The organism is Streptomyces phaeochromogenes (genome assembly GCF_001418655.1).
Taxonomy (GTDB): Bacteria; Actinomycetota; Actinomycetes; order Streptomycetales; family Streptomycetaceae; genus Streptomyces; species Streptomyces phaeochromogenes.
In genome coordinates, this window is the sequence record NZ_LIQZ01000104.1 from 1 (window position 1) to 14,982 (window position 14,982).

General features: G+C 71.5%; 10 protein-coding genes. 4 read left to right on the forward strand and 6 right to left on the reverse strand.

The genetic code is table 11. The annotated features are described in order from the left end of the window. Nucleotides 1-205 precede the first annotated feature (205 nt). Complete coding sequence (locus AOK17_RS14720; RefSeq protein ID WP_055612903.1) at nucleotides 206-3,481, forward strand: S41 family peptidase; 3,276 nt, start codon at nucleotides 206-208, stop codon at nucleotides 3,479-3,481. 131 nt (nucleotides 3,482-3,612) lie between these two features. Here the strand turns inward: AOK17_RS14720 and AOK17_RS14725 are convergent, their stop codons facing one another. The 4 genes from AOK17_RS14725 to AOK17_RS14740 all read right to left on the reverse strand — a co-directional run bounded on the left by AOK17_RS14725 (nucleotide 3,613) and on the right by AOK17_RS14740 (nucleotide 7,283). Then, nucleotides 3,613-3,858 (reverse strand): hypothetical protein, encoded by a 246-nt coding sequence (locus AOK17_RS14725; RefSeq protein ID WP_055612897.1) that lies wholly within the window; start codon nucleotides 3,856-3,858, stop codon nucleotides 3,613-3,615. An 85-nt stretch (nucleotides 3,859-3,943) separates the two neighbouring features. Beyond that, nucleotides 3,944-4,828 (reverse strand): SDR family oxidoreductase, encoded by an 885-nt coding sequence (locus AOK17_RS14730; protein WP_055612898.1) that lies wholly within the window; start codon nucleotides 4,826-4,828, stop codon nucleotides 3,944-3,946. Then, nucleotides 4,825-5,757 carry an alpha/beta fold hydrolase gene (locus AOK17_RS14735; RefSeq protein WP_055612899.1) on the reverse strand — a complete coding sequence of 311 codons (933 nt, stop codon included), beginning with the start codon at nucleotides 5,755-5,757 and terminating at the stop codon, nucleotides 4,825-4,827. The genes AOK17_RS14730 and AOK17_RS14735 overlap by 4 nt, the downstream gene beginning before the upstream one ends. Next, nucleotides 5,754-7,283, reverse strand: a complete 1,530-nt coding sequence (locus tag AOK17_RS14740; protein ID WP_055612900.1) for a flavin-containing monooxygenase — start codon at nucleotides 7,281-7,283, stop codon at nucleotides 5,754-5,756. The genes AOK17_RS14735 and AOK17_RS14740 overlap by 4 nt, the downstream gene beginning before the upstream one ends. 180 nt (nucleotides 7,284-7,463) lie before the next feature. Between AOK17_RS14740 and AOK17_RS14745 the strand changes: the two genes are divergently transcribed. Together AOK17_RS14745 and AOK17_RS50735 are read left to right on the forward strand one after the other, a co-directional pair. Continuing rightward, the gene (locus tag AOK17_RS14745) at nucleotides 7,464-8,117 is read left to right on the forward strand and encodes a MerR family transcriptional regulator (RefSeq protein ID WP_055612904.1); all 654 of its coding nucleotides are present in this window, start codon (nucleotides 7,464-7,466) and stop codon (nucleotides 8,115-8,117) included. Between the two features lie 47 nt (nucleotides 8,118-8,164). Next, nucleotides 8,165-8,323, forward strand: coding sequence for a hypothetical protein (locus tag AOK17_RS50735; protein WP_157881326.1), 159 nt, complete (start codon nucleotides 8,165-8,167; stop codon nucleotides 8,321-8,323). Between the two features lie 36 nt (nucleotides 8,324-8,359). On the opposite strand, the gene AOK17_RS14750 is transcribed toward AOK17_RS50735, so the two are convergent. Then, nucleotides 8,360-11,611 (reverse strand): AfsR/SARP family transcriptional regulator, encoded by a 3,252-nt coding sequence (locus AOK17_RS14750; protein WP_055612901.1) that lies wholly within the window; start codon nucleotides 11,609-11,611, stop codon nucleotides 8,360-8,362. Nucleotides 11,612-11,899: 288 nt separating this feature from the next. On the opposite strand from AOK17_RS14750, the gene AOK17_RS14755 reads away from it, so the two are divergent. After that, nucleotides 11,900-13,165, forward strand: a complete 1,266-nt coding sequence (locus AOK17_RS14755) for a hypothetical protein (protein ID WP_055612902.1) — start codon at nucleotides 11,900-11,902, stop codon at nucleotides 13,163-13,165. Between the two features lie 549 nt (nucleotides 13,166-13,714). On the opposite strand, the gene AOK17_RS14760 is transcribed toward AOK17_RS14755, so the two are convergent. Continuing rightward, nucleotides 13,715-14,982, reverse strand: a 1,268-nt coding sequence (locus AOK17_RS14760; RefSeq protein ID WP_157881327.1) for a tetratricopeptide repeat protein, incomplete at its 5' end; no start/stop codon positions are given.

Consider the following 14,982-nt stretch of genomic DNA (forward strand, 5'->3'; position numbering starts at 1 on the left):
CCCCACCGCCCCCTCACCCGGGCCGCGGCCCGCCCGTTCCGCCGGACCACGAGTTGCCGGGCCCCGCCCACCGGAAAAGCATGGGTGGGTGAGCGACGAGTACGAGAACGCGACCGGAGACGGGCCCCCGGCAGGAAGGGCCGCGGACCACGGGGAGACCCGGGCGAACGGGGCGACCGGGGAGGGCCACGGCTCCGCCGCCTACCTGCGCTTCCCGCACATCAGCGGCGACCGCCTGTGCTTCGTGGCCGAGGACGACCTGTGGGTGGCCCCCCTCGACACTCCCGGCCGCGCCTGGCGGCTGACCGTCGACCGTACGAAGGTGTGCCACCCGCGCTTCTCGCCCGACGGCCGGCACCTCGCGTACACGACCTGGCGCAACCTCGTGCCGGAGATCCATCTGGCGCCGGTGGACGGCGGTCCGGCCCGGCGGCTCACCTACTGGGGGAACGCCGACACCCAGGTCTGCGGCTGGTCCCCCGACGGCGACATCCTCGCCGTCGCCTCGCACGGCGAGCCCTTCTCGTACTTCACCTGGGCCTACAGCGTGCCGGTCGACGGCTGCCCCGGCGGCAAGCTCCCGTGGGGCCCGGTCTCCCGCATCGCGGTCGAGGACTTCGCGGGCGAGCGCCTGACCCTGCTGCTCACGGGCACGCCCCCGCACGAGCCCGCCGCCTGGAAGCGCTACCGCGGCGGTGCCACCGGCCGCCTCTGGCTGCACGGGCGGCGCATCCTCGCCGATCTCGACGGACACCTGGACTCGCCGATGTTCGTCGGCGGCCGTATCGCCTTCCTCTCCGACCACGAGGGCATCGGCAACCTCTACTCCTGTCTGCACGACGGCTCCGACCTGCGCCGCCACACCGACCACGACACTTTCTACGCCCGGCACGCGTCCAGCGACGGCACGCGGGTGGTCTACCAGTGCGCGGGCGACCTGTGGATCGTCGACGACCTGTCCCCCGAATCGCTCCCCCGCCGCCTCGACGTACGCCTCGGCGGGCCGCGCACCGGACGCCGTACGTACCAGGTGCCGGCCGCGCAGCACGTCGACGGGATCTCCGTGGACGAGACGGGCCGGGCCGGCGCGGTCGTCGTACGCGGCAGCCTGTACTGGCTCACGCACCGCGACGGCCCGGCGCGCACGATCGCGGACACCCCGGGCGTCCGCGTCCGGCTCCCCGAGATGCTCGGCTCGGGCGGGCAGGTCGCGTACGTGACGGACGCGGAGGGCGAGGACGCCGTCGAGATCGCCTATCTGCCGCGTGCCAGCGGCGAACGCGAGCCGCGCCGGCTGGCCTCCGGCGAACTGGGCCGCGTCCTGGAACTCGTCTCGGACCCGAAGGGCGAGCGGCTGGCGATCGCGTCCAACGACGGGCGGCTGCTGCTGCTCGACGCGACGGAGGAGTCGGAGTCCGGGGGCACCTCCCGGTCGGGGTCGGGGACAGGGACAGGGTCGGGCGAGGTCACCGAGCTCATCCGGTCCATCAACGGGCCGGTGCGCGACCTGGCCTTCTCCCCGGACGGGGCCTGGCTGACCTGGTCGCACCCCGGCATCGGCCGCACCCTGCGCCAGATCAAGATGGCCAGGATCGAGGGGCCGGGCGCGCGCACGGTCGTCGACGTCACCAACGGCCGCTTCGAGGACGAGAACCCGGTCTTCACCCGGGACGGCCGCTTCCTCGCCTTCCTCTCCTGGCGCGGCTTCGACCCGGTGTACGACGTCCACACCGGGGACCTCTCCTTCCCGCTGGGCTGCCGCCCGTACCTCGTCCCCCTGTCCTCGGCGACCCCGTCGCCGTTCGCGGTGAACCCGGAGGGCCGCCCGGCCGCGGGCGGCCTGGATCCGGTCGAGGACGAGACCGGCGACGGCACGGTGACCGTCGAGATCGAGGGCCTGGAGAGCCGGGTGACCCCCTTCCCGGTCACGGCGTCCAAGTACTCGGCGCTGTACCCGGTCGCGGGCGGCGGCCTGGTCTGGCTGCGCTGGCCGATCTCGGGCGCGCTCGGCGAGACGTTCGCGAACCCGGACGACACGAGCGGGCGTCCGACCCTGGAGTACTTCAACATCACCAAGGCGAAGAAGTCCGAACTGGTCGAGCACCTCGACTGGTTCGCGCTGAGCGGCGACGGCAGCAGGCTGGTCGTGGTGGACGAGGGCGACCTGCGCGCGGTCCCCTCCACGGAGTCCGGCGACGGCGACACGACCGTCTGGATCGACCTCCGCCGCATCCTCCATGAGGTGGACCCGGCCGCGGAGTGGCGCCAGGCGTACGCCGAGGCGGGCCGGCTCATCCGCGCCTACTTCTGGGCCCCCGACATGTGCGGCATCGACTGGGACGGGATCCTGGAGCAGTACCGCCCGCTGGTCGAACGGGTCGCCTCACCCGACGAGTTCGCCGACCTGCTCCGCGAGGTCCTGGGCGAACTGGGCACCTCGCACGCGTACGTCACCGCCGCCCGCCGCAACGAGGGCCCGCCGCACTACCAGCGGGCGCAGGGCCTGCTGGGCGCCAACTTCGTGCGACGCGACGAGGGTTGGCTCGTCCAGCGCATCCTCCCCGGCGACTCCTCCGACTCCAAGGCCCGTTCCCCGCTGGCCGGTACGGGGATCCGCGAGGGCGCGGTCCTCACCCACGTGGACGGCCGCCCGGTGAACCCCGTCGCGGGCCCCTTCCCCCTCCTCGCGGGCGCGGGCGGCACGACGGTCGAGCTGACGTTCACCCCGGCGGAGGGCGAGGGCCGCTCACGCCGGGTCGCGGTGGTCCCCCTGGTCGACGAACGCCCCCTGCGCTACCAGGACTGGGTCGCCAAACGCCGTGAGGTCGTACGGGAGTTGAGCGGCGGGCGCTGCGGCTATCTGCACATCCCGGACATGGGCGGCTCGGGCTGGGCCCAGTTCAACCGCGACCTGCGCATGGAGGTGTCACGGCCCGCCCTCATCGTCGACGTACGCGGCAACGCCGGCGGCCACATCAGCGAGCTGGTCGTGGAGAAACTCACCCGCACGATCCTGGGCTGGGACCTCACCCGCAACGCCCAGCCGGTGTCGTACGCGTCCAACGCCCCGCGGGGCCCGGTGGTGGCCCTGGCCGACGAAATGACGTCCTCGGACGGCGACATGATCACGGCGGCGTTCAAGTTGCTGAAGCTGGGCCCGGTGGTGGGCCAGCGCACCTGGGGCGGCGTCGTCGGCATGACCGGCCGCCACCTCCTCGGCGACGGCACCGTCATCACGGTCCCCATGAACGCCGCCTGGTTCGACGCGTACGGCTGGTCCATCGAGAACCAGGGCGTCACCCCCGACCTCGAAATCCTCCGCACCCCCCTCGACTGGGCAGAAGGCCGCCACGCCCAACTCGACGACGCAGTCCAACTGGCCCTGGACCTCCTGTCCCTACACCCCGCAGCGACCCCACCAACCTACAAAAACACCCCTACGAAAACCCGCCCGAAGCTGCCGCCGAGGACGCCTTCATAGGGGATCTTTTAGGGGCGCGGGGAACTGCGCACCCAGCCACAACCAACCCGCACCCAACAACCAACCCCCGCCAAACACAAAAGCGTGGGGCGCCCTCCCAAAGAAGGGCACCCCACACTCAGCACACTCGATCAGAAGTCCTGATCGAACCGCTCCTGCGCATCGCGCGAAGCCCGCTGCGCCTCATCCGGCACCTGCCGCCCCGGCTCCTGACGCTCCCGCGGAGCCCGCTCACGCGTCGCCCGCTCACGCGGGTCACGCGGCTCCTGCGGCTGCCGCCCACGCTCGCTCGCCTCGTCGCGGCCGGCTTCGGCACGTCGACGCGCCTGCTCGTCAAGCTCCGCGGCCTTGTCCTGGAACTGGTCCTTCATGCCCATGAGATTCACTCCCGTAGTGGGTGGGGATTGGGGGCTCAACCAGATTCACACGGACCGCCAAAGCGCGCATTTCGATCAGTAACGGTCAGTTACCCAGCGTGCTCCGTGCCTGCTCATCGGCCTCTCCCCCGGCCCCGACGAGCCCCTTCGACACCTGCCCCACCCGCGGAGCGAACCGCCGCATCTCCCGCTGCCCCACCGCCCCGATGATCCCCGGCAGATACCCGCGTACGCCCTGCATCCCCCGCAGCCACCACTGCCCGTACACATGGCTGGACCGCCGCTCGATCCCGGCCACGATCCGGTCGACGGCCGGCCCCAGTGGATACGTCTTGTTCGCGGGCCACGGCAACCGCTGCCTCAACTCCCGCATGACGTCGTCCTGATCGGCCCCGCGCACCATGTCGGTGTCGGTCCAGGACAGATACCCGACCCCCACGCGTACGCCCTTGTACCCGACTTCGGCCCGCAGGCTGTGCGCGTACGCCTCGACGCCCGACTTGGACGCGCAGTACGCGGTCATCATCGGCGCGGGCGTGATCGCGGCGAGCGAGGCGATCTGCAGCAGATACCCGCGGCTCTCCATCAGTACGGGCAGGAACGCCCGCGCGGTCGTCGCCGACCCGATGAGGTTCACCTCGATGACCCGCCGCCAGGCCTGCGGGTCGGAGTCGACGAACGGCCCCCCGTTGGCGACCCCGGCGTTGGCGACGACGATGTCGACCTTCCCGAACCGCTCCTTCACCTCCGCCGCGACCCGCGCCATCGCCTCGTGGTCGGTGACGTCGGCGTACCAGTGCCCGCTCTCGCCGTGCAGCCGCTCGGCGACCTGCTTCAGCGCGTCCGGTTCCAGACCGACGAGGGCGACCGTGGCACCGCGGGCGGAGAGCTTGCGGGCGAGGAGTTCCCCGACGCCCCGCGCGGCCCCCGTGACCACGGCGACCTGCCCTTCCAGGCTGACCCTGCTCATGCGCCCTCCTTCTGCTGGATCCGTTGACTGCCTATGTAGGTGGAGACGAGTTCCCGTATCCGGGTGGCGACCAGCGCGGGCGCCTCGACCGGGGTCATGTGCCCGAGCCCGGGCAGTTCGGTGGAACCGACGCAGTTCGGCAGCGCGGCGACGAGGGAGCGCGCGTGCACGACGGGCGTCATCCGGTCCGCCGTGCCGACGACGACCGCGGCCGGCACGCTCAACTCCCGTACGCGATGGTCGAGATCGAGCGTGTCGAGCACGTGCGACCAGGCGTACCGCACCTTCCTCGGGCAGGCATGCACGATCCGCGCGCACGCCTCGACCATGCCGGGCGCCGAACCGGGCCCCATCGTCGCGTACTTGAGGATCCGCCGGGCGACCGGCGTGACGGGCCCGAGCGGAGCCTTCGACCCGAGCACCTTCCTGGTCAGCCAGGTCCGCGACCGCCCGGCCCGCATCGGCACCACCAGCGACTCGGCGACCAGCCGCGAACTGCCCGTACTGCACAGCAGAACGGCGCCCGCGTGCTCCCGGAACCGGTCCCGCCCGGCCGCGGCCATCAGCGTCATCCCGCCCATGGAGTGCCCGGCCAGAACGGCCTTCTCGCCCGGCGCGAGCGTGGCGGCGAGCACCGCCTCCAGATCGTCGGCGAGCGCGTCCGCGCTGCACACGGGGTTCGCCGGACTGCGCCCGTGTCCCCGCTGGTCGTACGCGATCACGCGATGGTCGGCGGCGAGGTCCCGGATCTGCGCCGCCCAGAAGGCGGTCGAGCACGACCACCCGTGCGAGAGCACCACCGCGGGCGCCCCGTCGGCCCCGTGCACCTCGACGTGCAGCCGGGCCCCGTCGGCGGACACGGCGGTCAGCTCACGCGCGGGAACGGGCGGCGCGTACGGCCCGGACGCCACATGCATCAGCCGGCTCACGCGTCCGCCTCCACCCTCTTCGTCGTACGACGCTTCGGTGCCGTCTCCGGCTCGGGCGGCGGCCTCAGCAGGTCGTACTCCCCCAGGTCCACGCGCCGTGTCGCACCGCGGAACTCCGTGGTCGTACCGGGCCAGATGGTGGTGTTGACGCCGTTGTCGTCGAGGTACCAGCTGGTGCAGCCGCCGGTGTTCCAGACCGTGCGCTTCATACGCTCCTGGACGCGATGGTTCCAGGCGTCGACAGCGCCGGGCCGCGCGTCGAGGGCGGCCGGACCGCCAAGCACCTCCAACTGCTTCACGTAGTCGGCCATGTAGTTGAGCTGGGACTCGATCATCAGGATCATGCTGGAGTTCCCGAGGCCGGTGTTCGGCCCGATGATCGTCATCCAGTTGGGGAAGCCTGCCGCCGTCGCACCCCGCAGCGACTTCATGCCGGTCCGCCAAGCCTCGGCGAGTGTCTTGCCCTCCGCGCCCACGACCCGGTCGGCGATCGGCATGTCGGTGACGTGGAAACCCGTGCCGAAGACGATCGCGTCGACCTCGGCCTCGGTCCCGTCGGCGGCCACGACGGTCGACCCGCGGATCTCGCTGAGCCCGCTCGCGACCACGTCCACATTGGGCTGCGCGAGGGCCGGGTAGTACGTGCTGGAGAGCAGGATGCGCTTGCAGCCGATGCGGTAGGTCGGGGTCAACTTGGCCCTGAGTTGCGGCTCCTTGATGGCCCTGGCCATGTTCCGCTTGGCCAACTGCTCGACAATTCCCAGCTCGTTGGGCCGCTTGGTGAACGCCTGGACCTGCAACTCCCGCAGGCCCCACAGGAGTCCGCGCCGGGCCTGCGAGGTGAAGGGCAGCTGCCGGTGGAGCCAGCGCTCGGCCCCGCTGATGGCCCGGTCGACGCGGGGCATCACCCAGGGCGGGGTGCGCTGGAAGAGGGTGAGTTTCGCGACGTCCGGCTGGATGCTCGGCACGATCTGGATGGCCGAGGCGCCCGTACCGATCATCGCGACCCGCTTGCCGCGCAGGTCGTAGTCGTGGTCCCAGCGGGCCGAGTGGAAGACCTTGCCGGGAAAGGTGTCGATGCCGGGAACGTCGGGGACCTTGGGGTCGGACAGCGGCCCGGTCGCGGACACGACGACATCGGCGGTGAGGGTCCCACTACTGGTCTCGATGACCCAGCGCAGCCGCTCCCCGTCCCAAGTCATCATCTTCACCTCGGAGTTGAACCGAAGGTGCGACCGGAGCCGGAAGACGTCGGCGACGTGCTCCAGATAGGCGCGGATGTGCTCCTGCCCGGAGAAGGTGCGCGGCCAGTCGGGATTGGGCGCGAACGAGAAGGAGTAGAGGTGGGACGGCACGTCACAGGCGCAGCCCGGATAGCTGTTGTCCCGCCAGGTCCCGCCCACGCTGTCGGCCCGCTCCAGGACGACGAAGTCGGTGACGCCCTCGCGGCGCAACCGCACAGCGGCTCCGAGCCCACCGAAGCCGGAGCCGATCACCGCCACCCGTACATGCTCGTGCTCGGTCATCCCGACGCCTCCATTGCCGCGTACGACATTGCCACGTACGACGCTGCCGACTCCGCCAGTGAACACTGGCGCAATGGGAGCGTAGAGCAGCTCCATACCGATGGGTAGGGGTCCGGGGGAAGGAAAGTTACCGACGGTACGACATAGGCTTCCGGCGTGGCGGACAAGCGGGAGTACCGAATGGAGGAGCTGGCCGGGGAGGCCGGCATCACCGTGCGCACGCTGCGCTTCTACCGAGAGCGCAAGCTGATCCCGCCACCGCGCCGCGAGGGCCGCATCGCCTGGTACGACGAGGACCACCTGGCCCGCCTGCGCACGATCGCCGCGCTCCTGGAACGCGGCCACACCCTCAACGGCATCGCGGAACTCTCCGAGGCCTTCGACCACGGCCGCGACGTCGGCGAACTCCTCGGCATGGGCGCGCCCACCGAGGAGACCCCGGTCCGCCTCTCGCCGGAGGAACTGGCGGACGTCTTCGCGGGCCAGGACACCCCGGAGAACCTCGCCGCGGCCCTCGACCTCGGCTACCTCGCCACCGACGGCACAGACCTCGTCCACATCAGCCGCCGCCTCCTGGACACCTCGGCGGCCCTGGTCCGCGAGGGCATCCCACTCGCGGACGTCCTCACCGCGGCCCGCCGCGTCCGCGAACACACCGAGGCCCTGGCCGAGTTGTTCACCGACCTCGTCCTCACCACCGGACCGGCCGACCGCACACCGGAGGACCTCCAGCGGTTGCGACCCCTGGCGAAGAACGTGGTGGAGGCGGAGCTCTCGATGGCACTGGACCGGCGGCTGGGCGCACTGACCCAGGACAGGAAAGCGGATGCTTAGGCGGGGTTTCGGTGTTCCTCGCACATCATCGCCATAGCGTCCCCCAAATGGGCTATGCTCCGCACGAATCCATCGCACTGTTGGATTTAATTCAAACCCTTGCACGCATCGGGAGAGAAGTGCGTAAGTTTTACACGCTCACCGGCACCACGGTCTTCTTCTACGTCCTCTCGGTATCCGCCGCGGCGGCCGACTGCATCTGGTAAGTACAGAAGTACCGGATCCCCTTCCCACAAGGACCCTCAGGACCCGGTAGCCTCCCGGTCGGCGAACAGCCGCCGCAGCTCATCCACCTCGGCCACCGCCCCGAGCCTTCGGTAAATCGTCAGCGCGCGCTTTACATAGGCGCGCGCCGACTTGATGTTCCCCATACGGAGACAGGTGCGGCACATTCCCGCCAGGGCCTGCGCCGAGCACAGGGAATAGCTGTATTTGTCAGCGATCTCCTGCGCAAGCAGATAGGCGCCCAGCGCGGCACTCAATCGCCCCATCGCGTACTGCGTGTCCGCAATTCCGATAAGCGCACGCTGCCGCTCGTACGAATTCTCGATTCGTCTCGCGACTCCCTCTGCCGCAGCGAAGTGCGCAAGAGCCTCCTCCAGCCTCCCCGACCCCGCACAGGTCTCGCCCAGCCGAATCAGCGTCGTGACCTCTCCGATGGCGTCACCGATGGCCCGATGGCTGGCGAGGGCCCGGCGGAAACAGCCGAGAGCCCGAACCGACTGGCCCGTGGCGTGATACACCGCGCCGAGGTTGGTGTCGATGATGGCGAGATCCTTTCTCCCACCAACTCGACGCATCAGCCGCAAAGCCTGCTCGTAAAACCCCCGAGCCTCCTCATGCCGCCCCCCGGCCAGCCGGATGTCACCCAGGTTGTTCCAGGCGGTCGCCTGCCCATGGAGATCGCCCAGGTCTCGGTGGATGGCGAGCATCGTCTCGAAGCGGTCGCCCGCCTCCGCGTACTCCGCGCGGTGCACCAACGCCGTGCCCTGCACATTCAGGGTCGCGGCCACCCCGTGCCGGTCGCCGACCAGCAGGTAGAGCTCAAGGGCCCGTTCGAGTTCCCCCAGGCACGCCTCACCGTGACCCGCGCCGAGATGGGCGCGGCCGATCTCGAAGAGGGCGTCGGCGCGGCCGTGGGTGTCCCGCAGTTCCGCGAAGAGGCCGAGCGCCTCGGTGGCGGCGGCCAGCGCCACGCTGTGGTTCTCCCGAGCCAGCACGCTCGCCCGCTCCACCAACGTCTGAGCGAGAGCGGCCCGGTCGTCGCCGGAGCGCAGCGCGGCAATCGCCGCCCCGTGCAACTCGGCGGTGATGTCGTGCGTGCCCCAGAGTTCGAGGGAGTGTGCGAGGACGTGCGGGAACTGGGCGGCGAAGTCCGGGAACCCGGCGGCGGCCGTACGCGCCACGGCCAGCAGGTTGCCCCGCTCCACGGTGAGCCAGACCGACGCCCCGTCGACATCGGAGGCCGTAGCGGACCCGGGGATGTCCGTCGACACCAGCTCGGGCCCGAGTGCCCGTCGGCGCCGGCGCGGATAGGCGATCCGGTCCGCCCGGTCGGCGGCCGTGAGGTAGTACGCCATCAGCCGCCGCAGAGCTTCCCGCCGGGCCGGTTCCGGATCCTCCCGGCGTCCGAGCCGACTGCCGAACGCCCGTGCCAGATCATGGAGTTGGCAGCGGTCCCGGACCGGCTCGTCGAGCAGATGGCGGTCCAGAAGGGCGTCCACCGCACGACGGACCGCGTCCGGCTCGTCCCCGGACAGCGCGATCGCCGCTTCCAGGGTGATGTCCGGGCCCGGGTGCAACGCCAGCCGGCGGAACAGCCGCTGCGCGGGTGCGTCGAGATCGGCGTACGACAACCGCATCGCGGCGGCCACGCGTTCGTCGAACTCGTCCAGCCGGTCCCCCGCGCGGGCCAGCCGGTCGGCCACGTACTCCAGGTCCCAGGTGTCCCGGTGCCGGAACCGGCTCGCGAGCAGCTGGACCGTGAGCGGATGGCAGCTGCACAACTCCACCACGCGGCGCAGTGCGGAGGTGTCGGAGACCCTTGCCGCGCCCGCGATCCGGGCGAAGAGCGAGGCCGCCTCGGACACGGACAGCACGTCCAGCGGAAGGGAGGTGGCACCGTCGAGGTCGGCGAGCCGGTTGCGGCTGGCCACGATCGCGTGGCACTCCGGCGCACCGGGCAACAGCGGCCTCACCTGCTCGGCGTCCCGCGCGTTGTCGAGGACGACGAGCACCCGGTGGTGTGCGGTCCACTCCCGCCAGCGCGCGATCCTCTCGTCGAGCGTGGCCGGCAGCGGATCGGCCACACCGACGGTGTGCAGCAGGAACGCGAGGGCGTCGGCGGGTTCGTACGGCGGCTGGTCGCTGTAGCCGCGCAGATCCACGTAGAACTGGCCCGCGGGGTAGCGCGACCGCAGGCGGTGTGCGGCGTGGATGATCAGCGCCGACTTGCCGACACCGGGCATGCCGTGAACGACGGTGAGGGGCAGCGCCGTCCCGTTCTCCTCGGGGTCGGGCTCGGAGAGCAGGATGTCCAGCTCGCTCCTGCGGCCGGTGAAGTCCCTGGTGTCACGCGGGAGACTGCTGCCCACGTGTCCTGCGGTGTTGCCCGCGTTCGCAGCGCTCTCGGCCGATCCTGGTGGGCGTCCTTCACCGGCCGCCCCCGTCACTCGTAAGGAAGCGCCCGCGCCCCGCACCGTGCGCGACGGGCCGGCCTCCGGCCCCGGCTCCCGCAGGGCCGGGTCCTGTCGGAGGATGCGTTGCTGTAGGTCCCTCAGGTCCGCCCCGGGGTCGATGCCCAACTCGTTGCCGAGTCGGACGCGGGTCTCCCGGTAAAGGCCCAGCGCCTCCCCGTCGCGCCCCGAGCGGTAGAGGGCCAGCATCAGGGCGGCGACGGCCTGTTGGGCGAGCGGGTCGAGGGAGACCAGTTCGTGGAGTTCGCCGACGAGGTCGGCGTGGCGGCCCAACTCCAGTTCCAGGCGGATGCGTTCCTCCCGTACCCGCCGGTGGTCCTCGGTCAGCCGGGCCCGCGCGGAGGCGGCCCAGGCGCCGGTGAACTCCGCGAACGGCTCGCCGCGCCAGAGCGCCTGAGCGGCGTGCAGCAGACCGACGGCGTACTCCGTGTCACCCCGCCCGGCCGCCGCACGGGCCTGCGCTCGCAGTTGTTCTAGGCGTACGAAGTCCACGTCGTCCTCGTGCTCGACGCGCAGCCGGTAGCGGCGCGGCGCCGCCCGCTCGACCAGCGCGTCGTCGCCGACGGCACGGTGGAGCCTGGTGCGCAGCCGCGAGAGATACGTGCGCAGCGCCTCCACGGGAGCCGCGGGCAGATCGTCGTCGTCCCAGACCCGCTCGACGAGCGTGTCCACGGAGACCGGATCTCCCCGGGAGTAGAGCAGGATCCCGAGGACGCACCTCTCTTTCAGCGAGCCGAGCGGGTACTGACGTCCCTGGTGCCACAGTTCGAGAGGCCCCAGCGCAAGGAGGTCCACCATCTCCCCCAGATGGTTGAGCCGCTTCCTCCCACTCACTGTCCGGGCACTGCCGGAACCGCCGGAGGGAGCGGAGCGGGGCGCACAGGCGCGTGAGGGGCGCATGCCAAGTCCGCGCACTCCCCCTCGGGTGATCCGCAAGCTCTCCCGTACGGAGACTGCAAGGTTTCTGCAAGCCCGGCGTCCAGCCCCCGGGGCAGACAAGGACGGTGGGGCCGCGCTGCCGCGAGCGGGTGGCTCCTCTTCAACTCACTGAGCCAACAAGGGAGTTGGCGTGACGGGGGAGTACGTATGAGTATGACGATGCCGGATGCCGACCGGCGTCTGGCGGTGCCCTTGCGTCTGGACGTCGAGCGCTGGGCCACCTTCCGGATACGCAAGAGGGTGCTCGCCGTGGTGCACACGGTGACCTCCGCGCGGCGACTGCTGGAAGCGGTCCGGCTGCTGGAGGGCGACCCGAGGGTCCAAGTGGTCTTCACGACGGCCGCGGATGTCTTCAACCACGGGGTGGACACGTTCCTTGAGGACACCCGGGCGCTGGTCGTGCCCTGGAGCCAGGCCGTGCACACCCGGTTCGACCTCGCGCTGGCCGCGAGCTACGGCGGTCTGCACGAGCTGCACGTCCCGGTGATCGTGCTCCCGCACGGCGCCTCGTACAACAAACGGGTCTCCGCGCCCGGCGACCGCCGCGGGCGGGCCGTGGCGGAGCGCGAGGTGTACGGACTGGGCCGGCAGTGGCTGGTCAGGGACGGCGTGGTCGTCCCGTCGGCCATCGTGCTGGCACACGAGGACGACCGGGCACGCCTCGGCCGCGAGTGCCCCGAGGCGCTGCCCGTCGCGGAGGTCGTCGGGGACCCCTGCTACGACCGCGTGGTGGCGAGCCTGCCCTCGCGTGCCCTGTACCGGGAGGCCCTGCGCACCGGGCCGCGTCAGGAACTGGTGCTCGTCTGCTCCACCTGGGGACCGGACTCGCTCCTCGGACAGCAGTGGGACCTGCTGGAGCGGCTGGCCGCCGAGCTTCCCCGGGAGGAGTTCCGCATCGTGGTCATGCTGCACTCCAACGTCTGGAACGCGCACAGCGAATGGCACATCCGCAGCGCCTTCGCCCGGCTGAACCGGTCCGGCGTCGGCCTGGTCGGCCAGCACGCGGAGTGGTGCGGGGCGGTCGTCGCCGCCGACTACATCGTGAGCGACCACGGTTCCGTGTCGCTCTACGGCGCGATGACCGGTGCCCGGATCCTGACGGCCGGCTCCCCGGACACGGAACTGGACCCCTGCTCGCCGATGGCCGAACTGCGGTCCCTGGCACCCCGGATCCGTACGGACCGTCCGCTGCGCAGGCAACTGCGGCAGAGCTCCGCCGCGTACCGCTCGGAGCTGTACACGCGGATCGCGGGCCGGCTCAGCTCGGAGCCGGGCCGGTTCGCCCGCCGGATGCGCGCGCTGCTGTACCGCCGGCTCCGGCTGCGCCCACCGGCCGCTGCACTCACCGTGGAGCGGGCACGGCTGCCGTTCGTCGTGCGCTGCGACGAGCCGGGAGCACAGGCTCATGAGTGACTTGGCCGACCCCTTCATCGCTTCCTGTGCGGCTGCCTTCGCGGCTTCCCGTGTCGCCTCCATCGACGAGCGGCTGCGGGCACCCTCGGTCCACGAGGTCGAGGTCACGCTGGCGCTGCCGGGTCACGACCGTCCGTTCGTGGACCGGCATCTACGGGTCGCGCTCCCCGCCCCGAGCCCCTGGCCGCCGCTGGCGGACGTCCTGCTCGCACCGAGCACACCGGGTGCACCGGGCGGAGGAGACGCGGGAGACGCGGGAGACGCGGGAGGCACGGCGGCCGACGCGATGGCCGCCCGCCACCCGGGCGCCGCGGTGGTCGCGGTGCACCACGGGACTCGCGTGTGCCGGCTGCGGCTCGGGCCGTACGACTCCGGCGCCACCCGCGCGCCTCTCATGCTGACGCTCACCGCGCGCCATGCCGCCCTGCACCCCTGGCCCGTCTGGGCCTCACTGGCGCACGCCTGGTTGATCGCCCACTCGGGAACGTCTTGGCGAGGGGCTGCCAGAACCGGCGCTTGCCAACCGAGGGCGCCTCTCTCAGAAACCCCTCAGCCGCGGTCTCCTGGGCCGCAGTCTCCTGGGCCACGGTCTCCTGGGCCGGAGGCGGCCCCGCCCTCGTCGGCGGAGGCAGCCCCGCCCTCGTCGAGCCTCCGCAGCCGCTCCCGCACGCCCTCGGCCGGTCCCGGCCGGTTCACGCCGACGTAGAGATCGAGCGCCTCCCGGTAGTGCCCCTGGGCGAGTTCGCGCTGTCCGCGCAGTTCGGCGACCTCGCCCAGGGCATCCAGCGCACGGGCCGTCTCGTAGTGGGCCGCGACCTCGCGCAGCACGGCCAGCGCCCCGGAGAGCCAGCGCTCGGCCTCGTCGGGCCGGCCGTCACCGAGGCAGATCCTGCCCAACAGGGTGGCGGCACGCGCCGCGTTGTAGGAGTCGTCGACCGCGAGCAAGGTCGTACGCGCCTCGGCGACGCCCTCGGCCGCCCGGGGAAGCCGACCTCGGGCGAACTCGACATCGGCCGCGTTGAGCCGGGCGATCCCGCCGGCCCGGAGGTCACCGCAGCGGGGAAGCTCCACGGCGGCCCACTCGAACAGCTCGGCCGCCTCGTCCAGTTGGCCCGCGCGCTGATGGGCCAGCCCTCGGTAGTTCGACGTACGCGCGTATCCCAGCTCGTCCCCGGCGTCCGCGAAGAGCCGGGCCGCCTCCTCGAACATCTCCAGGGCGCGGGCGGTGTCTCCCCTGCCCAGTTCGCCCTGTCCGCCGGAGGTGAGCATCCGGCACTCGGCCGGCCCGTCCCCCAACTCCCTTGCCGCGGCGAGCCCTTCGGCATGCGAGGTGTGCCAGGCGTCGTAGTGCTTGCGCCGCAGGAAGAAGGGGCCCAGGGCGTCGGCGAGCTGCCAGCTGATGTCCCGCTCTTCCGTCGTCCTGGCCCGCCGCATCACCGCCATCAGGTTGGGCAGCTCCCGCTCCAGCCAGTCCAGCGCCGCCCTGGTGCCGTCGCCGAAGTCCTCGGTGACCACCGGGCCGGGCCCGTAGGAACGTTCCCGTAAGGGATGCCGAGGATCGATGGCCCGCTCGGCCCGCGTCGCGGTGGCCAGATAGTGGTCCGCGATACGACGGAACACCGCCGCCCGCTCCGCCGCGGACTCGTCCTCCGCGGCCTTCCCCATGGCGTGCAGCCGTACGAGATCGTGGAAGCGGTAGCGGTCCTCTCCGATGTCGATGAGCAGGTTGGCGTCGTGGAGGACGTCGAGCAGTTCGCCGGGGTCAGGGCCCTCGTCGGCGCCGGAACCGGTGGGGATTCCGGCGCCGACGAGGGCCC

Bases quoted from the DNA above. Each gene is read 5' to 3' on its own strand.
- AOK17_RS14725 (WP_055612897.1), bottom strand. From the start codon at position 3,858: ATGGGCATGAAGGACCAGTTCCAGGACAAGGCCGCGGAGCTTGACGAG.
- AOK17_RS14745 (WP_055612904.1), top strand. From the start codon at position 7,464: ATGGAGGAGCTGGCCGGGGAGGCCGGCATCACCGTGCGCACGCTGCGC.
- AOK17_RS14740 (WP_055612900.1), bottom strand. From the start codon at position 7,283: ATGACCGAGCACGAGCATGTACGGGTGGCGGTGATCGGCTCCGGCTTC.
- AOK17_RS14755 (WP_055612902.1), top strand. From the start codon at position 11,900: ATGAGTATGACGATGCCGGATGCCGACCGGCGTCTGGCGGTGCCCTTG.
- AOK17_RS14730 (WP_055612898.1), bottom strand. From the start codon at position 4,828: ATGAGCAGGGTCAGCCTGGAAGGGCAGGTCGCCGTGGTCACGGGGGCC.
- AOK17_RS50735 (WP_157881326.1), top strand. From the start codon at position 8,165: ATGGGCTATGCTCCGCACGAATCCATCGCACTGTTGGATTTAATTCAA.
- AOK17_RS14750 (WP_055612901.1), bottom strand. From the start codon at position 11,611: ATGGTGGACCTCCTTGCGCTGGGGCCTCTCGAACTGTGGCACCAGGGA.